The sequence below is a fragment of the Candidatus Aminicenantes bacterium genome, from assembly GCA_026393795.1.
Classification (GTDB): domain Bacteria; phylum Acidobacteriota; class Aminicenantia; order UBA2199; family UBA2199; genus UBA2199.
This window is the reverse complement of the sequence record JAPKZL010000109.1, coordinates 1-23,264: the sequence shown is the minus strand read 5'-3', so window position 1 is coordinate 23,264 and position 23,264 is coordinate 1. Positions and strand designations below refer to the sequence as shown.

The 23,264-nt window shown below is 55.7% G+C and carries 19 protein-coding genes; 7 read left to right on the top strand and 12 right to left on the bottom strand.

Annotated elements, in window-relative coordinates:
* Positions 1-125 precede the first annotated feature (125 nt).
* Both NTW95_05470 and NTW95_05465 read left to right on the top strand, forming a co-directional pair.
* Positions 126-1,088 carry a substrate-binding domain-containing protein gene (locus NTW95_05470; GenBank protein MCX6556869.1) on the top strand — a complete coding sequence of 321 codons (963 nt, stop codon included), beginning with the start codon at positions 126-128 and terminating at the stop codon, positions 1,086-1,088.
* Positions 1,089-1,115: 27 nt separating this feature from the next.
* On the top strand, positions 1,116-2,138 hold the full coding sequence (locus tag NTW95_05465) for a hypothetical protein (protein ID MCX6556868.1): 1,023 nt from the start codon (positions 1,116-1,118) through the stop codon (positions 2,136-2,138).
* Between the two features lie 78 nt (positions 2,139-2,216).
* Here NTW95_05465 and NTW95_05460 read toward each other — a convergent pair whose 3' ends face one another.
* The 12 genes from NTW95_05460 to NTW95_05405 form a co-directional block, all read right to left on the bottom strand.
* Complete coding sequence (locus NTW95_05460) at positions 2,217-3,464, bottom strand: hypothetical protein (GenBank protein MCX6556867.1); 1,248 nt, start codon at positions 3,462-3,464, stop codon at positions 2,217-2,219.
* A 187-nt stretch (positions 3,465-3,651) separates the two neighbouring features.
* Positions 3,652-4,170, bottom strand: a complete 519-nt coding sequence (locus NTW95_05455; protein ID MCX6556866.1) for a M23 family metallopeptidase — start codon at positions 4,168-4,170, stop codon at positions 3,652-3,654.
* Positions 4,171-4,461: 291 nt separating this feature from the next.
* The gene (locus NTW95_05450; GenBank protein ID MCX6556865.1) at positions 4,462-5,985 is read right to left on the bottom strand and encodes a hypothetical protein; all 1,524 of its coding nucleotides are present in this window, start codon (positions 5,983-5,985) and stop codon (positions 4,462-4,464) included.
* Between the two features lie 131 nt (positions 5,986-6,116).
* Positions 6,117-7,028 (bottom strand): site-specific tyrosine recombinase XerD, encoded by a 912-nt coding sequence (xerD, locus tag NTW95_05445; protein MCX6556864.1) that lies wholly within the window; start codon positions 7,026-7,028, stop codon positions 6,117-6,119.
* Positions 7,029-7,030: 2 nt separating this feature from the next.
* Positions 7,031-7,645 carry an MBL fold metallo-hydrolase gene (locus tag NTW95_05440; GenBank protein ID MCX6556863.1) on the bottom strand — a complete coding sequence of 205 codons (615 nt, stop codon included), beginning with the start codon at positions 7,643-7,645 and terminating at the stop codon, positions 7,031-7,033.
* A 3-nt stretch (positions 7,646-7,648) separates the two neighbouring features.
* Positions 7,649-8,932 (bottom strand): 2,3-bisphosphoglycerate-independent phosphoglycerate mutase, encoded by a 1,284-nt coding sequence (locus tag NTW95_05435; GenBank protein ID MCX6556862.1) that lies wholly within the window; start codon positions 8,930-8,932, stop codon positions 7,649-7,651.
* A gap of 106 nt (positions 8,933-9,038) precedes the next feature.
* The gene (locus NTW95_05430) at positions 9,039-10,643 is read right to left on the bottom strand and encodes a hypothetical protein (protein MCX6556861.1); all 1,605 of its coding nucleotides are present in this window, start codon (positions 10,641-10,643) and stop codon (positions 9,039-9,041) included.
* Positions 10,644-10,787: 144 nt separating this feature from the next.
* Positions 10,788-11,732, bottom strand: coding sequence for a serine/threonine-protein kinase (locus NTW95_05425; protein ID MCX6556860.1), 945 nt, complete (start codon positions 11,730-11,732; stop codon positions 10,788-10,790).
* Positions 11,733-11,785: 53 nt separating this feature from the next.
* Positions 11,786-12,892 (bottom strand): molecular chaperone DnaJ, encoded by a 1,107-nt coding sequence (gene dnaJ, locus NTW95_05420; protein ID MCX6556859.1) that lies wholly within the window; start codon positions 12,890-12,892, stop codon positions 11,786-11,788.
* 7 nt (positions 12,893-12,899) lie between these two features.
* Positions 12,900-14,714: a molecular chaperone DnaK gene (gene dnaK, locus NTW95_05415; protein MCX6556858.1), complete on the bottom strand. Its 1,815-nt coding sequence runs from the start codon at positions 14,712-14,714 to the stop codon at positions 12,900-12,902.
* Positions 14,714-15,358, bottom strand: a complete 645-nt coding sequence (locus NTW95_05410) for a nucleotide exchange factor GrpE (GenBank protein MCX6556857.1) — start codon at positions 15,356-15,358, stop codon at positions 14,714-14,716. The genes dnaK and NTW95_05410 overlap by 1 nt, the downstream gene beginning before the upstream one ends.
* Positions 15,359-15,527: 169 nt before the next feature.
* Positions 15,528-17,552, bottom strand: a complete 2,025-nt coding sequence (locus tag NTW95_05405) for a urocanate hydratase (protein ID MCX6556856.1) — start codon at positions 17,550-17,552, stop codon at positions 15,528-15,530.
* A 232-nt stretch (positions 17,553-17,784) separates the two neighbouring features.
* On the opposite strand from NTW95_05405, the gene NTW95_05400 reads away from it, so the two are divergent.
* The 5 genes from NTW95_05400 to NTW95_05380 all read left to right on the top strand — a co-directional run bounded on the left by NTW95_05400 (position 17,785) and on the right by NTW95_05380 (position 23,108).
* Complete coding sequence (locus tag NTW95_05400; protein MCX6556855.1) at positions 17,785-19,260, top strand: hypothetical protein; 1,476 nt, start codon at positions 17,785-17,787, stop codon at positions 19,258-19,260.
* A 17-nt stretch (positions 19,261-19,277) separates the two neighbouring features.
* Complete coding sequence (locus tag NTW95_05395) at positions 19,278-19,868, top strand: outer membrane beta-barrel protein (GenBank protein MCX6556854.1); 591 nt, start codon at positions 19,278-19,280, stop codon at positions 19,866-19,868.
* A gap of 159 nt (positions 19,869-20,027) precedes the next feature.
* Positions 20,028-20,870, top strand: coding sequence for a 4-hydroxy-3-methylbut-2-enyl diphosphate reductase (gene ispH / locus NTW95_05390; GenBank protein ID MCX6556853.1), 843 nt, complete (start codon positions 20,028-20,030; stop codon positions 20,868-20,870).
* Between the two features lie 18 nt (positions 20,871-20,888).
* A complete protein-coding gene (locus NTW95_05385; protein MCX6556852.1) occupies positions 20,889-22,598 on the top strand; it encodes a S1 RNA-binding domain-containing protein in 1,710 nt (569 codons plus the stop codon).
* Positions 22,599-22,628: 30 nt separating this feature from the next.
* The gene (locus NTW95_05380) at positions 22,629-23,108 is read left to right on the top strand and encodes an HIT domain-containing protein (GenBank protein MCX6556851.1); all 480 of its coding nucleotides are present in this window, start codon (positions 22,629-22,631) and stop codon (positions 23,106-23,108) included.
* The last annotated feature ends 156 nt before the right edge of the window (positions 23,109-23,264 follow it).

Genomic DNA, 23,264 nt, shown 5'->3' with positions numbered 1-23,264 from the left:
GCCAAAATTCAAATCGCTTGGTTTGGCTGAAAAAAAGAGTTATTTTATTTTCAAAAAGTATTGACATTCAAAAATAATGTAATATAATTGTACTATTATTGTAGTCCAAAAAGGAGGAACATTACATGAAAAAGATGCTTACGCTTCTAGTTGCATTGATCATGCTGGGTCATTTTACCATGCAAAATCTCGAGGCCCGGCAGGGAGCCGAGCAAAACCTGCAGGGCACAATCACCATTTCGGGTGCTTTCGCCCTTTATCCCATGGTCATGAAATGGTCCGAAGAATTCTGCAAACTTCACCCCCAGGTCCGCTTTGATATTTCGGCGGGCGGAGCCGGCAAGGGCATTGCCGACGCCCTGGCCGACATGGTCGATATCGGCATGGTGTCGCGGGAGATCCACCCCGCCGAAATCGAGAAGGGCGCCTGGTTCATTCCCGTGACCAAGGATGCGGTGCTGCCGGTCGTCAATCAGGGCAACCCCCTGTTCGCCGAGCTGATGAAAAAAGGGATGAAGAAAACCGATTTCATGCGCATCTGGCTGAACGAGAACCCCCCTACCTGGAATGAGTTCCTGGGAGGCAACGGCAACGTCCAGCTTCATGTCTACACCCGCTCCGACTCATGCGGCGCCGCCGAAACATGGGCCCTTTACCTGGGGAAAAAGCAGGAGGATCTCATGGGCATCGGCGTTTTCGGCGATCCCGGGCTGAACGAAGCCGTGCGCAAGGACGCGCTGGGCATCGGCTTCAACAACGTCAACTACGCTTTCGACGCAGCCACGCTCAAGCCCATGGCCGGGACGGCAATCGTGCCTATCGACCTGAACGAGAACGGCCGCATCGACGTTGACGAGAATTTCTACGCCAGCCGCGACGCCGTGGTCAAGGCGATCGCCGACGGCAAATATCCCAGCCCGCCGGCGCGAGACCTGTATTTCGTCTGCCACGGTCGGCCGCAAAAGCAGCTGCTGGCCGCTTTCATGAAATGGGTCCTGAGCGCCGGCCAGAAGTATGTCGGCGAAGCCGGTTACATCGCCCTGGCCGACGCCAAGCTCGCGGCCGGACTGGACAAAATCGGCAAATAAAAGAACACGCCAATCGAGGAGAGTGACATGAAAATGAAAAAAACATTTTTTATCGTGATGGCCATATGGCTGTTGTTGTTTCCGGCGCTGACGCTTCATAGCGAGGGCAAGCTGTCAGGATTGATGTTCGGAGACTACTATTATGTTCTCAAAAACCATGACGCGGCCGTCAAGGACAACAACGGTTTCTGGTTCCGCCGCATCTACTTCACCTACGACGGCACCCTGACCGACAAGATTTCCATGCGCTTCCGCCTGGAAATGAACAGCCCTGGGGATTTCAAAACCTCGACCACGCTCATTCCCTTTGTCAAGGATGCCTACCTAGCCACGAAGATCGGCAAACAAACATTGATGCTGGGTCTTATCAGCACCCCCCTGTACGACAACCTGGACGACTACTGGGGTTACCGGCCGATGGAAAAAACACCGGTCGACCTTTTCAAATTCGGCAATTCGCGCGAATTCGGCATGGGGCTGAAAGGCCCTCTCGACGCCAAGGGCAAGCTGACCTATACCATTATCGTCGGCAACGGCGCCGGCCTCAAGTCGGAAACCGACCATGGCAAGGCGATCTACGGCCGGCTTAATTTCCAGCCCATCCCGGCGCTGTTTTTCGAACTGTACGCCGATTACACCAACCTGGGCAGCGACAGCTCGGTCAGCATCCTGCAGGCGTTCGCCGGCGTGAAAGGCAAATGGGGAAGAGGCGGCCTCAACTACGGGATCCGCAACGCCAAGCAAGCGGATGCCAGCAGCGACATGAAGTTCATGTCAATTTTCGGCGTATTTATACTGAGCCCGAAGATGGAGTTCATTGCCCGCTACGACCGTTTGCTCGATCCCAATCCCAATGGCAGCAAGATCGATTATATTCCCATGGCCAACAACGCCAAGACCAACGTGGTCCTGGCCGGACTCGGCTGGTCATTGAACGAGAATGTCAAGATCATCCCCAATGTCAAGTATGTTTTTTACGATGCGCCGGAAAGTGGCGACAAACCTCAGGCGGATTTCTACACGTATCTTACCTTGTATTTTAAATTCTGATTCCTTGCCAACGAGCGGGGGAGCCACCCTCCCCTGTTCGTTCTACAAGACAAGCGGAAGAGAATGTTCTTCCCAGAATTATAAATGAGTTGCGGTGATGGAAAGATTGAGATTCTCCTTCATGATCAGGAGGCCGCTGGCGGCGACCGGGATATTGTTTAATTTAACTACCAGGTTGGCATAGCCACTGGCCGCGGCGTAGCTGTAATTGACCAGCGTGATCGTGGTGTATATATAGACTCCCGCAGCCGGGGTTCCTTCCACGCCCGCAGATGTGGTGACCGTCAACGTGTAATGCTCCCCCGGGGACAACACCGCCGTAGCGGTTAAGGAATGGTTGGCATTCATGATGAACGTGCCGCTGGCCGCGACCGCGGCATTGTCCAATTTGACCGCTAGGTCGGCATAGCCGGTGGCCGCGGTGTAGCTGTAATTGACCGTCGTTCCCTGGGAGTACGTATAGGCTCCCGTTTCCGGCGTCCCATTCACCCCCGCATTTTTGGCAACCGTCAACACATAATTCTCAACCGCCGCCGCCGTGGCGGACAAGGAGTGGTCCCTGTCCATTGTCACCGTGCCGCTGGCATCAACTTGAGCCCCGTCCAACGTTACCACCAGGGTGGTGTACCCGCTCGCTAGGGAATAGTTGTAGCTAACCGTAGACCCCTTTTTATATTTCACCGCTCCGCTTGCCGGCGCGCCATTCACCCCTGTGCCCACGCTGGTGGTCAGGGTATATTCTTTATTATTGACAACCGCAAAGTAATAGATCGCGGCCCCAGCCACCAACATCGTGGCAATGAGCAGCAGCAGGGGAAACTTCTTTTTCTTCTCCACTTGCGGGGCAATGGTTTCTTGTTCTCTGACCGTGGGTTGAGTTTGGGTTTCCTTCTTTTTTGCCCGCACGGAAGGAGTCGCTGTCCCCGCAATTTTCTGCAGGTATTCCCTTTTTTGCGCCTTGAACACTTCTTTGAATTTGGGTGGAAAATCCTTGCCCAGAAACGGATCGGCGCTGGGAATCGAAACCGAAAAATATTTCTCCAGGCTGTCCAGACAGTTTTCCATATCCACCAGGGCATAATCAGTCACAGCCAATAAAAAAGAGGCCTCGGCCATTTCCTCGTTGCTTGCGGCCACCGCCTGGGCGGATTGATATTTGGCGACCGCCTTTTCAAACTCTCCGTTTTCATAAAACTCCTTGCCCTGCGCTATCAGGCGGGAATACAAACTCTTCGTTGACGGTACGGTCTCGGTAAATACCATCAAACTGAACAGGCCGATCACAACCGCAACCAAGATTTTTGATTTCCACAGGTGATTATTCATCTTCTCTCCTTTCCTTTAATTGAGGATAACATATAACGGCAATTAAAAAAAATCAAATGCCGCCAGGAAATCTTCCCCCGTATTCACGCCATAACCACTTACTGTTCAAACTAAAGTTGGAATCAAGAAGCAACCCGCTTCACCTTAAAGGACTGATAGGAAAATCAATTTTCTCCTCGTTTGTATTTTAAGGATAAAAGTAATGGCACGTACACGGCCCAGGATGTTCGGCTGTAGCCGTATATGCGCGTGAGAACCATGTTTCCATGAGAGTCTTGAAGGAAGGTGCTGCGTAAGGAACAAAGCAGATTCGGATATTACTGCCGTCGACAAGCGACATCAGCCCTAAATCGAGCGTGCCGGTTCCCAGCGTGTGCCGAAGGTTTTGGCCGCGGTTGTCGGCCAGGGTACCGAGGGTATCCCCGGTGTCGACTGTTTGGCCTTCGACGACGGACAGGCTTTGGAGCGGTTCGAAAATGTATATGATAGAGTTATGATTACCAACGTCCAGAATGACGTTGGCATAGGTGTTTACCGTGCCGTCGTACTCCGTCTTGATCTCGTTCATGATTCTGGATATGGCCCCGGAGGCCGTTGCCTTGACGGGAGTGCCGGTAGGCGCCACAAAGTCGATCCCCTGGTAGATGCCTTGCGGGTTCTGCGGAGAGGGGGGTGACGCACCCACGGCGCCGTAATAAGTGTTCATGAAGACTTCGGGCGTATCATCGAGAGGAGAGTTCAAGACGAGTGGCGAGTCTGTCGTCACATGGGACAGGTAAGCGGTAAAAGGGTTATTAAAATAATTTTAACGGCGCGCATCATACAGATGTTCCCCCTGATTATTTATTACTCTTGATGACCCCTCATAGGAAAATTATAGCATCACTATGCTAATGAACGATCTTAATTCCGGCGCAGTCATTAAGACTTTTCCTTACCGGATCCGGGAAATCTTTTAAAAGAACGCTTAATTCAAATTTAATGGCCGGAGGGGATCCTATTTGCTTCCGGTCCAAACGACGTGATGACCATTAACGTCAGTGAGTTCCCCGCTGAAAGACCTGAAATCCTGCGAGAAAACGAACGACCCCTTCCCGTGATAACTGCCATTCATCGTGCATGTGAAGTCCCAGGTCTGGCCTTGAAGTTCGCCGACCATGATGAACGATTGACCAACCAGTTGACCTTCGAGGGCACCATCGGCAGTCTTCGAGAACTGCACGTCAAGCTTGTATGCCTTGCAGAACGATTGGACATCCCGACAACCCCGGTGGATATGGTCGGTGTTCTTCCAGATTCCCGCGATGATGTCGATCCCCGTGCCACCTCCACTTCCGCCCGTCGGGCCCATCCACTGCGCGCAAATTGCGTACCACTCGTCTCCGTCCACGTTGTTCCTGGCGTAGATTCTAGTAAAGCCAGGGAGGGGGTGAGGATAACTCAGAAGGTCGGCCGACTCTTCCTCCCATCCAAGGGCCTTTCCGCTTGTATGAATCAACGCCTTGTAGCGTTTCTCACTCAGCAGGGTGTAGGGACCAAAAGCTCTCGCTATATTTGGCGCACCGAGACCGTTTTTTCCGACCGGCGCCACGAAAATCATATAGCTACCGGCCCGCATGTTGCTGGGCTCTACGGGAGATACCCGACCGGATTGGTCGCCATGTGACCGGATATCAGGCGGGAAAGGTGTCCATTGGCAAACAGTAGGCGGCGGGACGAACCCGGGGGGAACCGGGTCTCCGCCCGCCGGAAGCACACAGATTGCATACCACTCATCTCCGTCCACGTCGTTCCTGAAGTAGATTCTCGCAAAGCCGGGGAGGGGGTGACCATACCGCAGGAGGTCGGCCGATTCTTCCTCCCATCCAAGGGCCTTTCCGCTCATATAAATCCGCGACTTGTAGCGTTTCTCGCTCCGCAGGGTGTACGGACCAAAAGCTTTCGCTATATTTGGCGCATCGAGACCGTTTTTTCCGGTCGGCGCTACGAAGATCATGTAATTGCCCGCCGGGAAGTCGCCTTGCCTTAACGGAAATACCCGACCGGGTTGTCCGGGAAATGACCGGATGTCAGGAGTGAAACTTTCCCAATTGCACACGGGAGGCGGCGTTACGAAATCGCGGGGGGGAGGAACTGGACCCGGGTGATGAATCGGATCCTGAGTCCCGCCTGGGCGCGTGGCGGTCCATTGATAGATGCCGCCGGGGATGCTAGTTTGGGTGAGCGTTCCCTGCATCGTGTTGCCGGAGACGGTCCCCGTGAACACCTGATCGCCTGATGGGCCGAATGACGACACCCGGGTGAATCGGATCGTTGACCCGTTAAAACTGAGATCGCTGATCTTTTCCTGGGGGTATCCGCTCATGTTGAGGACGCCCCCCCCGCTATTGAAGGTAATCTTGCCACCGAAACCGTTCATCACGATGTCCCACGTTCCGTCGATACCCGACGTCGAGCCCTGCGCCAATACGATTGCCGACACACATAATAATACAGCTAGCAACATCGCCCGGATCTTCATTGGACACCTCCCGTAATACGTTGAAAATACAGGAAACATAATAGGAAAATCTATTTCCCCATAATGAAATGCTAAAGGAAATATATTGAAATTGCAATAGTTCCCCTTGATTATTTCAATTCAATTGCAAATCACTTCTTTTTGCTGCGCGGGTGGAACTGGTCGTACACTTTTTTTACTTGACCCTTGGCCAGATGAGTATATATTTCAGTGGTGGCAATGGATGAATGGCCGAGCAGCATCTGCACCGAACGCAGGTCGGCCCCTTTTTCCACCAGATGGGTGGCAAAGGAATGACGCAGGACATGGGGGGTCAGGCGGCCGGCCAAGCCGGCTTTTTGCCCGTAGGCACGGATTATTTTCCACAGCCCCTGGCGAGTGAACATCCTCCCGGCGTAATTCAAAAAGACCTGTCCCGGCTTCATCCCCTTCAGCAGTTGCGGACGGGCGTTGTCCAGGTAATCGACGAGACACTCCCGCGCTTTGGCGCCGAAGGGGACGATCCTTTCCTTGCCCCCCTTGCCGGCCACCCGCAAAAAGCCTTCATCCAGATAAACGTCAATCAGCTTCAATTGCACGACCTCGGAAATGCGCAGGCCGGAAGCATACATCAATTCAAGGATGGCCTTGTCCCTCTTGCCGATAACGGTCGCACCGTCCGGGGCATCCAACAGCACGAAGATTTCCTCGATGGCGAGGTACTTCGGCAGCCTGAGCCATTTTTTAGGCAGCGCCAGGCTGGCCAGCGGATTGAAATCGAGACAGCCGTCCTTGACCAGGGAACGGTAGAAACTTTTCAGCACTGAGATCAGGTGGGCCTGGGAGGCGACAGCTCCGCCCCGGCGCCCCTCCTGGCCGATGAAATCAAGGACGTCGTTTTCACTCAGGCGCAGATAGGACAGGTTTTTTTTCTCCAGGAAGGCGAAGAATTTTTCCAGCTCCTGGCGATAGGATATGACCGTGTTGGCGGCGAGCCCCCTTTCGTATTCCAGGTAGAGCAAAAACCGATCCAGGGGCGATCGCGGCTCGGTGGGTTCGGCCATAATCAGAGATAGGGGTTGGTGGCCAGCTCTTGTTCCAGGGTGCTGGCCCCGCCATGACCGGGCAGCACAATCGACGCCGGGGGGAACTTTTTGATCTTGTCCAGGGATTTCTCGAGCTGTTTCGCATCGCCGCCGGGCAGGTCGGTGCGGCCGACATCGCCCTGAAACAGGGTGTCACCGGTGAAAAGCAGGTTGCCGCTGCGCAACAGGATCGATCCCGGAGTATGACCCGGACTGTGGATCACGGTCATGGCCAGGTCGTCGGCACCGATTATCTCCCCGTCAACCAGCAGGCGTTCGGCCGGCGGCGGCAGCGCGACGCCGAACAGGGCGGCGAATTCGCGGTTGACCAGCGAGCGTACGACCTGTTCGTCGGCCTGGTGAAGCCACAGCGGGATATGAAAATGGCGGATCACTTCGGCGGCGGCGCCGGCATGATCGGCATGGCCGTGGGTCAGGACAACGGCCAGCGGCAGCAGCTTTTCGCTCTCGATGCGGCCGATGATCTTCCCGGCCTCGGCGCCGGGATCGATGATGAAGCAGCGGCGGCTGAGGGCGGAATAAAAAATATAGGCGTTGGTTTCCATCCCGCCGACCGCGAGCGCCAGGTAGGGCATGGGTCAGGCACCGTATTTTTTGAACTTCAGCGCGTTGGCCATCATCAGCGGCAGGACGTCCATGGCGTTAAAATTCCCCAGGATGCCGTTGGCGCAGGTTTTTTCGCTGAATTTCCCGCGCACCTCGATTGCCTGTCCTTTGCCCCGGGAGCGGGTCCCCGGTTCGTGAACGGCGATCGCGTCCAAGAAAAGGGCTGCCGCCGGCATCTGCCTTTGAAAGGCGGCCTTGATTAGCACCGGGTTGGGATGCCAGGAATGGGCCTTGAGCAGCGCCGGGGTGGAATGGTCGCCGGTAATGACCAGCACGTCGGGCAGCAATTCGAGCAGCGCTGGCATAAAGCGATCGAATTCTTCGATGACCGAAACTTTACCGGCGAAATTCCCGTCCTCGCCGTAGGAATCGGTTTTCTTGATGTGGAGGAAAAAGAAATCGTAAGCGGCGTAATGTTCCTTCAGCGTCTTGATCTGGTCCTCGATGCTGCGTCCGGTCAGCAGGATATCCATGCCGACCAACTGGGCCAGCCCCTTGTACATGGGGTAAACGGCGATGGCGGCCGTTTTCAGCTTGAACAATTCCTTCATGGCCGGGATGGCCGGGTACTGGGCGTAGCCGCGCAGCAGGCAGGTGTTGGCCGGGTGAAAAGACTTCAGCTCCTCGGTCAGGCGATCGATGAAGCGGTTGATGATGCGGACCGTTTTAACGGCGCCTTCATCTTTTGCCCTGGCATACATGATCGGCCGGCCCACGGCTTCGGGATCGGCGTCGGTCAGCTGGTCGCTCAAGCCGTCGCCGGTCAATAGCAGGACAAAACGATGTTCTTCTCCCGAAGTCAGCTTGATTTCGACGTCTTCTATTTTAGTAATTTTATCGTTCAGATAAGCGACTAATTCACGGTTTTTATCGGTGGCGATGCGCCCGGCCCGGCGGTCGTTGATCAGGCCGTTTTCCAGGGTAGCGAAATTGCCACGCACGGCCACGTCCCTTTTGCCGACGCTGATGCCCACGCCCAGGGCTTCGAGAATCCCCCGGCCAATCTCATATTTGAGGGGATCGTAGCCGAAAAGTGAAAGATGGGCCGGGCCGCTGCCCGGGGTGATGCCCGGCGCGATGGGATGGCTTAAGCCCAGTTCGCTTTCCTCGGCCAGCAGGTCGAGGTTCGGCGTGCGCGCCGTTTCCAGCTCGGTTTTGCCCTTGACCGGCAGCCCGCCCAGGCCGTCCAGCACCACCAGCACCATTTTTTTTTCATTCTCGACGCTGATCTTCCTGAACAACTCTTCTCGTTCCATGGTCGCTCCTGGTTTGTATTATCGCCGCCAGCGGAGCATTAATCAAGCCCCAGCCAGCACTGAAACAGCCGGATTTTATAGCGCCAGCCGCCAAAGGTTCATATCTCTAGTCAACGTAAATTTTATACGTGTAGGTCAGCTTCCTGGCCGCGCCGGGGGCCAGGGTGAAATCCCAGCGGATCAAACTCTGCGGATTGACGCCGCGAATCTCGTCGGTGAGGCGGCTGATTTTGGCCGCGTCGGAAGCGGACAGCACGGCGCCCGACAGGATCTTGCTCACCTCCATTTTCACCGGCTCATCCTTGTGGTTGCGCAGCGACACCGTGCCTTGCACCTGGACCTCGGTGTAGCGGCTGCGGTTGATGACCACATCATCGCGGCGGCTCGTTTCATCCTCGCCCTGCTGCACGGCGATGTCGGGGGCATAGGTCAGCCGCAACAGGCCGGCGGCGCCGCGAGCAAGGTAGTTGAGCTGATTCTGGGCCAGGGGCGCGTCGCCTTTCATGACCAGGGCCGGCCCGGTCGTCCAGGGATACTGCGACGTATTGGTCAGCTTCAGGCAGTGCCAAACCGGCAGCTTGCTGCCGCGCTCGCGCTCGCCCTGTTGGCGGCGGTTGCCCCACTCATCGATTCCCGAAATGTCGTTCAGGGAACATTCATAGACATGCTCGTAAGGACCCTGGGTGGAGAAAATGGTGTATTCGCCGCGCTCGCCCTTGCGCAAGCTAACCTGCTTCTGGCTGAAGAAAAAGAGGTCTTCCTCGCTCTGGCCGGCCGAGCCGATGTCCGGACCTGTTTCCATACTGGTCTGGTCGGAACCGTCCACCTGCCAGGCATTGCGGCTCAGCGCCTGGGTGGAGATATTGGCCAAGGCACCGGAATCCATTGCCCGCCCGGACAATCGGGAAAGAAAGCTCTCGACATCTTCCTCCAGGTTCATGGGTGAGCCGATCCGGGAAAAGACGAAATTCGGATAACCGACCACGAAATCCACGTCCAGGTCTTGGAAGTCCTCCAGGTCATTGAGCAGCGTGGCCTTGAGCATGATGCGCGCTTTTTCGGCGTCCCTGACGTCAAGCCAGTAGCAGGGCAGCCAAGAGACGCCGCGCGTCAGGTAGGCCATGTGCAGTGATTCGCCGCCGCCGCCGTTGCGGATCTTGACCTGCAGAACCTTGTTTGCTTTTTCCTCGGCGATCCGGTGTTTGTAGTCCTCCGGCCATTCGATGAAGCGGACCTGTTCCAGGGGAAGGGTTATGACGCTGCCGCCATGAGTTTTCAGTTGAACCAGCGGCAGAACTCCTTCTGCTCCCCTGGCCGGCGCCGGCATGGCCAGGAGTTCGCCTTCAAGCGCGAGGTCGGGCTGGCCCACGAGCAGGTGCAGCCGGACCTTGGCGCCGGCGTTGACCTGAAGCAGATCGGCCAGGACCAGGCATTCTCGTTCCTGCTGCTGTTTTCGCCAGCCGACGCGCGCGCTCTCCACGTAGGCTTGCGGCGTTTGCGGGAAGAGCCAGAGGCAGCCCAGCGTGGAGTTGGGAACGAAACCGACCTCGCCCCAGCCGTCGTCGAGGTCCAGCTTGGCCGTGCGGATGACAAAGCCGAGGCCGTTCTTGAAAACGGCGAGCGAGCGCAGCGCCGAGGACTCTTCCCGGCCTTGGCACAAACCGGCAAAGAAGACAAAAATCACAATACCACTCAGAATGAGTCGCTTCATTTGCTAGCCCTCCTCATTGGCGGGACGCGGAATGCCCTTTCCCCCGCCTGAATAATAGTCAAAAGCACGCCAAACTTCAAGTGCGGACGAGCATATAGGCCAAAGGGGCAAATCAGACCGCCGGCAAAGGCAGGAGAGACGCCGCTACTGCTCTTCGCCACAATAGGGGCACTTTTGCATGCGCCGGCCAACGGCTTTGCGGCAATTCCAGCACACATGGTCGGTGCGGTTCTCACGGGCATGGATGCGCTGCTGAATATCCTTGATTTCGCTGCTGTAGTCACGGTTCTTGTTGTCCAGCTTTTCCAGATCGTTGAGCACGTCGCCGGCATGGGCATAACGTGTCTTTAGATCGGCGGCCATGGTGTTCATGATCACCCAGCTCAATTCGGGCGACACCGAGGGAGTTTTCTGCATCAGCGGCGCCTGCTGGCCGGCCTTGGCCTTTTTGTAAATCTCCATGGGGTTGGCCAGGACAATGGGCGGGAAACCGGTGACCATCTCGTAAAACAGGCAGCCGGCCGAATAGATGTCCGAAGCGAACACCGCCTTACCCTCGAACTGCTCGGGCGCCATGTAGGGGGGCGAACCGATCTTGGTGGTGGCGAATTGCTTTTCCTGGAGAAGCGTCGAGGTGCCGAAATCGGCGATCTTCACGTCGTCGTTCAAGTTGATCAGGATGTTGGACGGCCGGATGTCGCGGTGAATGACCGATTTTTGGTGGGCGAAGGCCAGGGCCGACAATATCTGCTTCAAATACTTCAAGGCGGTTTTCAGCCCCAGGGTGTTGCTTTTATCAAGTATCTTTTCCAGGTCGATGCCTTCAATGTACTCCATGACCATGATCAGGATGCCGTCGACGATATCCACGGTCAGGAGTTTGACGATATGCGGATGATCGAGAAGGCGGGTCTGCAAGATCGATTCCTGCAGCAGCTTGTCGGGCTGGGCGGTGGTGCGGTGGGGGATCTTCAACGCCCGCTGGCATTTCAGGATGGTATCCTCGGCCAGGTAAACGGATCCGAAACCGCCGCTGCCCAGTTTCTTCAGAATCTTGTATTTCCCGATCTGCCCTTTCAGTTCAATCATCTTGCCTGGTTTTCATGGCCCTTCGCGCCGTAGGGGAAAATGGTGCTGGCTCTTCAATTGAGCGTATCCTTGTCAAAAAGAGTGCGCTCCCGGCTCTTTTCGATTTCACGCAGCTTCTTGAACAGCTCGCTTTCCTGGTGGGTCAGGTTTTTCGGGGTCAGCACATGAATCTTGATCAGCAGGTCGCCGCGGCTCCAGCGATTGACCTGGCGGAAGCCCTTGCCCTTGATTTTGATGATTTGACCGTTCTGCGCCGCGGAGGGGATTTTAACCTTCTCCACCTCCTCAAATGTCTTGACGCTGACCTGGTCCCCAAGGGCGGCCTGGGAAAAAGTGATCTGCAGCTGGCAGAGCAGGTCGTTGCCCTGCCTTTGAAAATTCTTGTCTTCCTTTATCCTGACCATCAGGTACAAGTCGCCGGGCGAACCGCCCTGGCTGCCGCCTTCGCCCTCGCCGGCCACGCGCAGGCGATTGCCTTCGTCGATCCCGGCCGGCAAAGTCACCTTGATATTCTTGCTTTCATTCACCCGGCCCTGGCCGCGGCATTTCTTGCAGGGGTGGGCGATGATGCGGCCGCTGCCCCGGCAGGCCGGACAGGTGGTGGAGACGGAAAAAAAACCCTGCGCCAGCCGGACGTTGCCCGTGCCGCCGCATTTGGAGCAAATCTCCGCTCCCTGGCCCCGTTCGCTCCCCGAACCGTCGCATTCGGGACAGTTTCTTTCCCTTTCGACGGCGATCCCCTTCTCCACCCCCAGAAACGACTCTTCGAGGGTCAAAACGACCTCCACTCCCAGGTCACGGCCCTGGCGCGGCCCCTGCCGCCGCTGCCGGCTTCCGGAGAAGGGATTGCCGAAACCGAACAGGTCGCCCAGGATATCGCCGAAATCGGCGAAGGTGGAATCGGAGAAAAAACCGCCATCGGCGCCGCCGCCCATGCGCAGGCCATCGACGCCGTACTGGTCGTAGATCTTTCTTTTTTCCCCGTTCCCCAGCACCGAATAGGCTTCGGAGGCTTCCTTGAATTTTTCTTCGCTCTCAGGCTTGTCGCGATTGCGGTCGGGATGATGCTGCATGGCCATCTTGCGATAGGCCTTTTTGATCTCCTCGGCGCTGGCGTCGCGGCTGACCCCGAGAATCTGATAAAAGTCTTTTTTGGCCATACGGCGTTTACTTGGAAAATTCGGCGGTCAGGATGCTGTTGATCATGATGCGGTAGCTTTTCATTTTCTTCAGCAGTTGTTCGAGCAATTCCGCGTCATTGCCCTCGAGAGCTTTTTCGGGTCGCTCGATGAGCGCGTCGATCTCGGCCCCATCATGGGGGGTGACCTTTTCGATGTAGCGCGAATAATAAAATTTGATGGTCTCCCACTCCTCCTTGAGTTGGAGCTTGTCCTTGTTGATCCTGAGCTCCCGCCTGTCTTTCTCCTCGAATTCGGTGGCTTCGCGGATGATTTTTTCGATCTCTTCTGGGGCCAGGCCGCTGGCGGGCTGAATCTTCATGCTCTGGGTCAGCCCGGTCGTCTTGTCCTGGGCGGAAACCCTGACGATGCCGTTGGCATCGATCTCGAAATTGACTTCGATTTGCGGGATGCCCTTCAAGGACGGCGGGATGCCGACCAGGTTGAAAAATCCCAGCGAGCGGTTGCCCGAGGCGGTGGTCCGTTCGCCCTGCAGCACGTGGATTTTCACAACCGTATGGTTGTCGGTGATGGTGGTGAACATCATCGATTTCTTGATCGGGATGGTGGAATTGCGCTCGATGATCTTGGTGAAGGTGTCGCCTTTCGTCTCCACCCCCAGCGACAGGGAGGTGACGTCGAGCAGGAGGAGGTCCCTGACCTTGCCGGTGATGATCTCGGATTGCAGGGCCGCCCCCTGGGCGACCACCTCTTCGGGGTTGATCTGGATGTCGGGCGGCTTGCCGAAAAAATCGGCTATTTTCTCGAAGATGAGCGGCATGCGGCTCTGGCCGCCGACCAGAATGGTCCGCTCGATCTGCTCGGGCTTGACGTGGATGTCGGCCAGCGATTTTTTTATCATCTCCAGGGTGCGGTCGATATAATCCATGGTGAAGGATTCCAGCTGCGAACGGGTGAGCTTCTTTTGAAAATGATAGTTGGTGCCTTCGCTGAAATGGTGCAGGTAGGGGATCGAGATCATCGTTTCATGGTCGAAGGACAGCTCGATCTTGGCTTTTTCGGCGATCTGGATCACCCGCTGCACGATCTCTTTGCTGTCGCGGAGGTCGACCGCGGTCTCGCTCTCCACTTCGCGGAAAATCCAGTCGCAGATCTGGGCGTCGAAATCGCTCCCGCCCAGAAAGGTGTCGCCCACGCTCGAAATCACCTTGTATACATCGCCGTTGATCTCGACCACCGAGATGTCGAACGTTCCGCCGCCCAGATCGTAAACGACATACAAGCCGTTTTTCTTGATCTTCTGGCCGTAGGCGAGGAGGGCGGCGGTCGGCTCGTTGATGATGCGGCTGACCTTCAAACCGGCGATTTCGCCGGCCACCTTGGTGGCCTGCCGCTGAGAGTCGCTGAAAAAAGCGGGCACAGTAATGACCGTGTCGGCGACCGCCTCGCCCAGATAGTTCTCGGCGATGCTCTTCAGGTAGCCCAGGAACATGCCGGAGACCTCTTCCGGGGAATACAGGCCATCGAGCAGCTTTACCCGGATATCGTTGTTGCTGGCCTCCACGATATCGTAGCCGACGCGCTTGCTGAACTCCCTGATTTCAGTATCGGCGAATTTGCGGCCCATCAAACGCTTGATGCCCCAGATGCTGTTCTTGCTGTTGGTGATCATCTGCCGCTTGGCCACGTTGCCGAAGATTCTTTTTTTGTCGTGGGTCATGGCGATGACCGAAGGGATGACCCGGGCCCCCTCCGGATTGGGGACGATCAAGGCATCCTTACCTTCCAGGTAGCTGATGCAGGAATTGGTCGTCCCCAGGTCGATACCGATGTTCTTGGCCATTATTGATTTTTCTCGGGTTCGGGACTGTCTTCCTTGGCGCTGGGAACGGCCACTTTGGTCAAAACCGGGCGCAGCAGTTTATCGTTGTAGGTGAACCCTTTCTGATAAATTTCCACCACCACCGGCTGGGTAATGCCCGGCCGCTCTTCCTTGCTCAGCGCCTCGTGAAAAGCGGGGTCGAAGGGCTTGCCCAAGGCGTCGATTTCCTTCACGTGGTATTTATTCATCAGATCGAGCAGTTGCTTGCGAATGATCTCCACCCCGGAGATGATTCCCTTTTCGTTTTCGCTGATGGTCGCCTTCAAGGCCCTTTCCAGGTTGTCGTAGATCTGCAGCAGGTCAATCAGGAACTCGCTGAGCACGTATTTTTGAAACTCTTCCTTTTCCTTCTTGACCCTTTTGCGGAAATTGTCTATTTCGGCCAGGCCGCGCAGATATTTGTCCTTGAGCGCGTCGCGTTCGCCGGCGACCTTCTGCAGGGTTTCCTCAAGTTCATGCAGCTTGTGGTGCGGTTTCTTGGCGATTATCTTTTTCTTTGGACCGGAATCGGCGTCGGCGTGTTTCTCGTCGGCCGGCTCCCCTTCCTTGTCCTGATCGCCGTCATCGGGCACGTAACCGATGCCGTCCTTGCTTTCATCGCTCATCAAGCGAACCTCCCTGTTTCCAGCAAAAATGCGGTTCTTGTACCAGGGTCGAGGCGGCCGGCTCCACAAAGCAATCGCGGCCTGGATCCCGCCCTTCAAATAAAAATCTTAAACCATTCGCCGTTAATTGTCAATTTGGCTCGGCCCTTTATCATCGCCCGCTTCGCCCCTACTTTCGCGGCAGCTCCCTGCGGACGAGTTCGTCGATCAGTTGCTCGTCGGCCAACTGGGGCAGGGTGATATGGCCGCGTCCCGGGTGCTGGTCGTTCCAGGTAGCCGCGGTTTCCATGGCGTTTTCGTTGCGCGCCCAGGCGCGTCGGGCGATGCCGTTGAGCACGTCCCATTCCATGGCCGAAGCGATGATGCGGTCGCACCGTTTACTGCCGTCCAAGACCAGGCCGAAACCGCCGTTGAAAGCTTTGCCGATGCCCACGCCGCCGCCGTTGGATAGGACGACCATCGACATGCCGCGCGCGGCATCGCCGGCAAAATTTTGCACGGCCATGTCGGCGGTGATGTTGCTGCCGTCGCGGATGTTGGCCGTTTCCCTGAACGGCGAATCGGTGCCCGAGACGTCGTGATGGTCGCGGCCGAGCATGACCGGGCCGATCGTGCCGCGGCGCACCATTTCGTTGAATTTCAGGGCGATCTTCACCCGGCCCTCGGCATCGGCGTAGAGGATGCGCGCCTGGGTGCCGACCACCAGCTTGTTCTTGTCGGCGTTCTTGATCCATTCGTAATTGTCCCGGTCCATGGCCCGGCGCCCCGGATCGAGGCAAGCCATGGCGGCGCGGTCGGTCGCGGCCAGGTCCTCGGCCTTGCCGCTCAGGCAAACCCAGCGGAACGGCCCGTAGCCGTAATCGAAACCCAAAGGTCCCATGATATGCTCGACATAGCTGGGGAAAATGAAGCCGTCGCTGGGGTCGACACCGTTGCTGGCGATGTCGCTGGCGCCGGCGTCGAAAACCGCCTGTAGGAAGGAGTTGCCGTAGTCCCAGAAGCGGGTGCCGCGGCCGGCCATGGCCTGGATCAGGCGGAACTGTCGCAGCAGCGACTCGTCGACCCGCCTGCGGAACTCGGCGGGATTCTCGCGCAGCAGGCGCCGCCCCTGCTCGAAGCCGATGCCGGCCGGAGTGTAGCCGCCGCCATAGGCGTCGTGGCACGAGGTCTGGTCCGAGGCCAGTTCGATGGGGATGTCATGGCTCAGGACGTACTCCCAGAGATCGACGACATTGCCGTGATACGCGATGGAGACCGGTTTTTTCGTTTTGCGGAACTCGGCGATCCAGCCGGCCACTTCGTCCAGATCGGCCGATATCCTGGAGACCCAGCCCTGCTTGTGCCGGGTTTCGATGCGCGAATAGTCGACTTCGGCCAGTACGCCGATGCCGCCAGCGATCTCCACCGCCTTGGCCTGGGCGCCGCTCATCCCCCCCAGCCCGGAGCTTAAATAGACCACCCCGGCCAGGTCCTTCTGGGCGGGAATCCCCAGGTAAAGGCGCCCGGCATTGAGTAGGGTGAGGTAGGTGCCGTGCACGATGCCCTGGGGGCCGATGTACATCCAGCCGCCGGCGGTCATCTGCCCGTAGTTGGACACGCCCATGGCCGCAGCCTGGGCGAAACCGGCCGGATTGTCGTACATGCCCACCAGCATGCCGTTGGTGGAGATGACCCGCGGCGCGTCGGGCGGCGATTCGAAAAGGCCGAGCGGGTGTCCCGAATAAACCACCAGCGTCTGGCGGTCGGTCATCTCCTGCAGGCAAAGCTTGACCAGGTTGTATTGCATCCAGTTCTGGAAGACCTGGCCGTTCTCCCCGTAGGTCACCAGCTCGTACGGATAAAGAGCCACGTCAAAATCGAGGTTGTTGTCGATCATCACCTGGAAGGCCTTCGCCTCGATGATCTTGCCGGGATAGGCATCGATCGGTTTGGCCTTCAGCGAACCCTCAGGGCGATAGCGGTAGCCGTAGATCCGGCCGCGCTCGAGCAGCTCGCTCAGGAATTCCGGGGCGATTTCGCGATGCAGGCCGGCGGGGACGTAGCGCAAGGCGTTTTTCAGCGCCGTCTTGGCCTGGGCCGCGCTCAGGGAAAATTCGCGGTTGGGAGCGCGGCGGATGTCGGCGACGAACTCCTTTTTCGCCGGCAGCTGTTCGGGCAAAGACATGTGTTGAAAGCTCGAGGCAACCTTGGACATGGGGTGATTTCCTCCGGTAAAAATATATGCCTTCACTGCTCCGATGTCAAGGCGTGCCGGGCATGAAACCGTGCACACTTTTGCATCTTGAATTTGCCCTATCTATGTGCTAATAATAATTAGCGAAAATGGAGTTGAAGGATATGGATCATTTGTTGCTGAAAAAAGGATAAAAATTGCAGGCATTACGAATTTATCCACAAATATATACTAAAACTTTAAGGATGAAATTATGAAAAAAATGACATTGGTGGCTTCAATCGCTCTATTCATTCTGGTCCCGCCGCTTCGGGCCCAAATCAACCTGCTGCATGAATTCGCCGGCGGCAATGCCGATGGGAAGAATCCAACGTGTGACCTGTTGATTTCCGGATCGACCATCTTTGGCACGACCAGCAAGGGTGGCAAAAGTGATAATGGCACGGTATTCAAGATGCAAACCAATGGTACCGGTTATACCCTGTTGCATTCATTTTCCGGCGGTACTGCGGACGGAAGGGATCCGGCTGGATCCTTGATCATTTCCGGATCGACACTCTATGGCATGACCCCTTACGGGGGGAAGCTTGATCGGGGTACGATATTCAAAATGGAGACCGATGGCAACGGTTATACCCTGCTGCACTCGTTTGTCGGCGCCCCTGACGATGGGCAATATCCAAATGATAATTTGATCCTTTCCGGCTCGACCCTCTATGGCACGACGGCTTGGGGCGGCCATAGTGACAATGGCACGATATTCAAGATACAAACCGATGGCAGCGGTTTTACCCTGCTGCATGAATTTCCCGGGGTTTATGCTTATGGGAGTCCATCTGGATCTTTGCTCCTTTCCGAATCGATCCTCTATGGGATGACCTATTTAGGGGGCGACAATCACCTTGGCGCAGTATTCAAGATACAGACAAATGGCTCCGGTTTTACTTTTCTGTACTCTTTTTTTGGCCAGACCGGATTAATCGACGATAGAGATGGGCAAAAACCAGGGGGATCCCTTGTTCTTTCAGGCTCTACGCTTTTTGGCATGACATCTGGGGGCGGCGTCGGTGGGGTCAGTGGTTATGGCACGATATTCAAGGTGCAGACCGATGGCACCGGCTATAAATTGCTGCATGAATTTCCCGACAATGCGGCCGAGGGACGATATCCAATGGGATCCCTGATCCTTTGCGGTTCAACCCTCTTTGGCATGGCCCAGTCGGGTGGCATTAATGATTTCGGCACCCTATTCAATATCGAGACCGACGGCAGCGGTTTTACCTTACAGCATAAATTTGTCGGCGGTGCTGACGATGGGGCGCATCCGCTTGCATCCCTGGTCCTTTCCGGTTCAACGCTCTATGGCACGACCTTTCGGGGGGGCGACAGTAATATTGGAGTGATCTTTTCCTTGCCGCTGCCTATTCATATCATGACCGTCTTGGCCGAACGGCAGGAGTTAAAGGCCTTCAGCATTCTGCGTCAATATGGCCAGATTCAGTTTACGGTTGAAATTTCCAATATTCCAGCATCCTACTATTGCATCCTGCGCCGCAAAGGCAGTGGTGATTTTGTATTGCTCAGGACGATCGCTCCATCCGAACTGCAAAACAACCGATTCCAGATGCAGGACAAGTACCTGGACAAAGGCATCCCCTATACTTATCGGGTCGAGGCGTACAATATTTCAGGGCAGTTAGTCGGACTACCGGAAGAAAAGACAATATAATGGATTCGAGGGAAAAAATGAAACCAAGAACAAAAAATGGCATTAAGTCAATGCTCCTTCTGTTATGCTTGATTGCCTCTCTTGGCGTGGTCTGCCAGGGAGAAGAAAGTGCAGCTCGCAAGTTCATGGTCACAGCCGGCGGCAATTTTTTTCTCAGCTCAAGTGGAGACTTTCGGCAAATTTACGGCCAAGCGTTTTTTATGCCTGAAATCAAAATTACGTGCCTGGTTTATCGGAATTTTTTCGTCTGGGGAAGTTTCTCCTTAATAGCCAGGGACGGGGTTATCGAAGAGGTCGATGAGAAGGTTCATATCGGTCAGACCCTGCTTGGCTTCGGGTTCGGTTATGTTTTCAAATTGAGCGCGATACTTCGCTTGCGTGGAGAGCTTGGCATGACGTATATCTCCTTCAAAGAAGAAGCTCTGGATGATACCCAGAAAGGTTCGGGATTGGGCTGGAAGATCGGGGCCAATCTCGACTATTTCCTTGGCAATAAAATATTTTTGACTCTGACAACCGCGTACAGTCAGGCCGGTGATGAAGCACAAACCGGCAAAATTGAACTGGGCGGGTTCCAGGCCGGCGCCGGCATTGGTTTCGCCTTTTAGGAACCGGCGTATCAGATCGAAAAAAATCGTCTGACATCACAATGAACTGAATAAAATAGCTCTATTTTGTTAAAAACAGACATGATCATTTTGCACTCGCATATTGCGATTATTTATTGACAAACAGGGCTTAATATTATATGATTAATCCCTATATTTATGAAAATAGTAGTCGCCGAAGAGGCGGGATTTTGTTTTGGAGTGAAACGAGCCTTGAAATTAATCAATGAATACCTTCGAAAAGGAAACCAAATTCAAACTTTCGGCCCGTTGATCCACAACATCCCGGTTTTGAACGATTTGGCGGTCAGGGGAGTCCGCTCCGTTTCCTCGGTCAGGGAGATTGAAAGGGGGAAAACCCTGTGCATCCGCACCCACGGCATCCCCCGCGACATCGAAAAGATCCTGCGCCAAAAAGGGGTCAGCACCCTGGATGCCACCTGCCCGCTGGTGAAAAAAGAACAGAAGATCATCGCCCGGCTGCAGGCGCAGAAGCAAAAGATTTTGATCGTCGGCGACAAGAACCATCCGGAGATCATCGCCGCGCAAAGCTATGCCAAGCGGGTGGTCATCGTCAATTCCCTGGCCGAGGCCGAGGCGCTCCCCGCCAGCAAGGAACTCTGCGTGGTGGCGCAAACCACCCTGAACACCGAGTTTTTTCAGGCCGTGATCGCCATCCTGCTCGCCAAGACCCAGAAGCTCACCATATTCAACACCATCTGCCAGGCAACCAAGGACCGCCAGCAGGCGGTCAGGAAACTGGCCCCCAGGGTCGACGCCATCATCGTGGTCGGCAGCAAAATTTCCTCCAATACCAAAAAGCTCGTCCACATCGCCAGGGAGAAAAACCGGAACACGCTGCAGATCGAAACCTGCGCCGATCTGCGCAAACGAACGACCCTGGCCAAGATTGCCAAGTTTAAATCCATCGGCATCAGCGCCGGAGCCTCCACGTCGCCGCAGGAGCTTGATTGCGTAAAAAATTTCTTGCAGAAGCTATAAATTCAAAGGAGACATGACATGTCAGACACAAAAAATGCTATCGGCAACAACCAGGACGATTTTTCCAAACTGGTCAAAGACTACGATTTGAAAAACCTGGCTTCCAACGCCCCCATCGAGGGCCGTATCGTGGATATCGTCGAAAATCGCGTGGTTATCGACATCGGTCAGAAAACCGAAGGGATACTGGACCGCCAGGAGTTGCTGGACTGGAACGGCAACATGAAATACAAGATCGGCGACCCCATCTCGGTGCTTCCCAAGAACGTCAACTTCAAGGAAGGCTACATCACGGTTTCCAAGAAGCAGCTGGACGAGCAGGAGGGCTGGGATAACGTGATCCACGCCTACAAGACCAATACCCCGCTCAAGGGGGTCATCGCCAAGTTGACTCCCGACGAAAAAGGCTACCTGGTCGACATGGGCATCGAGATGTTCCTGCCCATGAGCCAGGTCGACATCCAAAAGATCAAGGCTCCCAAAAAAATGTTGGGCAAGGAATTTCTGTTCAAGGTCGTCAAGCTGAACAAGAAGGAAAAGAACGGCACGGTCTCGCGGCGCATCCTGCTGGAAGAGGAGAAGCAGGAAAAATTGAAGAACCTGCTGGGTTCGCTGGAGGTCGGCCGGATCGTCAAGGGCGTGGTGACCTCGATCATGGACTACGGCGCGTTCGTCGACTTGGGCGGCATGGAAGGGCTGGTCCACAAGGACAACATCTCATACGGCCGCGTCAACCATCCCAAGGAAAAGCTGCGCAAGGGGGACGAAATCGAAGTCAAGGTCCTTGAAATCGACAAGGAAAAGGGGAAAATTTCCCTGGGCATCAAGCAAAAATTCGCCGATCCCTGGACCACCATGGAAACGAAGTATCCGCTCGGCAAGCGGCTGGTCGCCAAGGTGGTCAAGATCGTCAGCTTCGGCGCCTTCATCGAACTGGAGGAAGGGGTTGAGGGATTGCTGCATATCTCCGACCTGACCTGGGAAGGGCGCCCGACCTCGGTCGAGGAATACGTGGCCGTGGGCGACAAGCTCTGGGTCCAGGTCATCGAGGTCAACAAGGAGGAGCGCAAAATCAAGCTGGGCCTGAAACAGCTGGAGATACGCCCGGAAGAAAAATACCTAGAGAAGCATTCCCGCGGCGAGATCGTCAGGGCCAAGGTCAAGAAAATTCTCAAATCGCGGGTGTTCATGGGCCTGGAAGAGGGGATCGAAGGCGTGATCAAGATCTCGGATATCAGCTTCTATCACATCGACTCTCCCGAGGAATTCCTGACCGAAGGCGAGGAAATCGACGCCATGATCATCAGCAACGAACTGGACCGCAATTCCAAGGTCCAACTCGGGATCAAGCATCTGGCCGAGAACGAGTGGAAGGCGTTTCACGCCCAGAACCGGACCAACAGCATCATTGAGGTGGCCGTCAAGAAGGTCATCGACGGCGGCATCGTAGTGGAAATCAGCAAGAACATCGAAGGCTTCATCCGCAATAACGACGTCGACGAGGAGCCGGTGGCCTTGGCCGAGCTGGAGCAGAAATTCAAGCCGGGCGACAAGATCCAGGCCATGATAGTCCGCATCGAAGCCGACCGCAAAAAGGTCTATTTGAGCCTGCGGGCGATGAACAAGGCCCTGGAACGCGAAGAGATCAAGAAATTCATGAAATCCGAAGACGACTCGGTCACGACCATCGGCGACTTGCTGCAGAACGAACTCGACAAAAACAAATGACCGCCGCCAAGCCCCGGGGAGTTTGAAAAAATGAAATTCCTGTCTGCTCCCTGGCGCTGGGATTTCATCGCCAACAACAGAAAAAATTCGGGCTGCATTTTTTGCCAGGCCTTGGCCCAGGACGACCGCGAGGCCATGATCCTCTGGCGCGGCGAAAAGTTTTTCGTCCTGTTGAACAAATACCCCTACAGCACCGGCCACCTGATGATCGCCCCTGTCGCCCACCTGGCGGCTCCCGATGGACTAGCCGGCAGCGAGCTGGCGGAAATGTGGGAACTGACCAAACGCGCCATGGCGATCCTGAGAAAAAACTTCCACCCCGACGGCTTCAACATCGGCATGAACATCGGGCCGGCGGCCGGGGCCGGGGTCAAGGACCATTTTCACCAGCACGTGGTGCCGCGCTGGCAGGGGGACGCGAATTTCATGGCCCTGATCGGCAAGACCCAGGTCCTTTCCTATGACCAGGAAGAGGTGTTCCGCATCATCGGCAACGCCTTTCGCCAATAAAATGGCAGCCGCAAGGTTGCGCATGGACAAAATGAAGACACGGGGGTTTTGATGAGCGAAATCAAGGCAGCCAAAGGGACGCGGGACATCTTCCCGCCTGAAATCCGCAGATGGCAGTTTCTGGAAAACGCCATCCATGACTATTATAAAAAATTC

Excerpts from the sequence above, each read along its gene's own strand:
- NTW95_05470 (MCX6556869.1), top strand. The coding sequence starts at position 126 with ATGAAAAAGATGCTTACGCTTCTAGTTGCATTGATCATGCTGGGTCAT.
- NTW95_05465 (MCX6556868.1), top strand. The coding sequence starts at position 1,116 with ATGAAAATGAAAAAAACATTTTTTATCGTGATGGCCATATGGCTGTTG.
- NTW95_05460 (MCX6556867.1), bottom strand. The coding sequence starts at position 3,464 with ATGAATAATCACCTGTGGAAATCAAAAATCTTGGTTGCGGTTGTGATC.
- NTW95_05455 (MCX6556866.1), bottom strand. The coding sequence starts at position 4,170 with ATGAACACTTATTACGGCGCCGTGGGTGCGTCACCCCCCTCTCCGCAG.
- NTW95_05450 (MCX6556865.1), bottom strand. The coding sequence starts at position 5,985 with ATGAAGATCCGGGCGATGTTGCTAGCTGTATTATTATGTGTGTCGGCA.
- xerD (MCX6556864.1), bottom strand. The coding sequence starts at position 7,028 with ATGGCCGAACCCACCGAGCCGCGATCGCCCCTGGATCGGTTTTTGCTC.
- NTW95_05440 (MCX6556863.1), bottom strand. The coding sequence starts at position 7,645 with ATGCCCTACCTGGCGCTCGCGGTCGGCGGGATGGAAACCAACGCCTAT.
- NTW95_05435 (MCX6556862.1), bottom strand. The coding sequence starts at position 8,932 with ATGGAACGAGAAGAGTTGTTCAGGAAGATCAGCGTCGAGAATGAAAAA.
- NTW95_05430 (MCX6556861.1), bottom strand. The coding sequence starts at position 10,643 with ATGAAGCGACTCATTCTGAGTGGTATTGTGATTTTTGTCTTCTTTGCC.
- NTW95_05425 (MCX6556860.1), bottom strand. The coding sequence starts at position 11,732 with ATGATTGAACTGAAAGGGCAGATCGGGAAATACAAGATTCTGAAGAAA.
- dnaJ (MCX6556859.1), bottom strand. The coding sequence starts at position 12,892 with ATGGCCAAAAAAGACTTTTATCAGATTCTCGGGGTCAGCCGCGACGCC.
- dnaK (MCX6556858.1), bottom strand. The coding sequence starts at position 14,714 with ATGGCCAAGAACATCGGTATCGACCTGGGGACGACCAATTCCTGCATC.
- NTW95_05410 (MCX6556857.1), bottom strand. The coding sequence starts at position 15,358 with ATGAGCGATGAAAGCAAGGACGGCATCGGTTACGTGCCCGATGACGGC.
- NTW95_05405 (MCX6556856.1), bottom strand. The coding sequence starts at position 17,552 with ATGTCCAAGGTTGCCTCGAGCTTTCAACACATGTCTTTGCCCGAACAG.
- NTW95_05400 (MCX6556855.1), top strand. The coding sequence starts at position 17,785 with ATGAAAAAAATGACATTGGTGGCTTCAATCGCTCTATTCATTCTGGTC.
- NTW95_05395 (MCX6556854.1), top strand. The coding sequence starts at position 19,278 with ATGAAACCAAGAACAAAAAATGGCATTAAGTCAATGCTCCTTCTGTTA.
- ispH (MCX6556853.1), top strand. The coding sequence starts at position 20,028 with ATGAAAATAGTAGTCGCCGAAGAGGCGGGATTTTGTTTTGGAGTGAAA.
- NTW95_05385 (MCX6556852.1), top strand. The coding sequence starts at position 20,889 with ATGTCAGACACAAAAAATGCTATCGGCAACAACCAGGACGATTTTTCC.
- NTW95_05380 (MCX6556851.1), top strand. The coding sequence starts at position 22,629 with ATGAAATTCCTGTCTGCTCCCTGGCGCTGGGATTTCATCGCCAACAAC.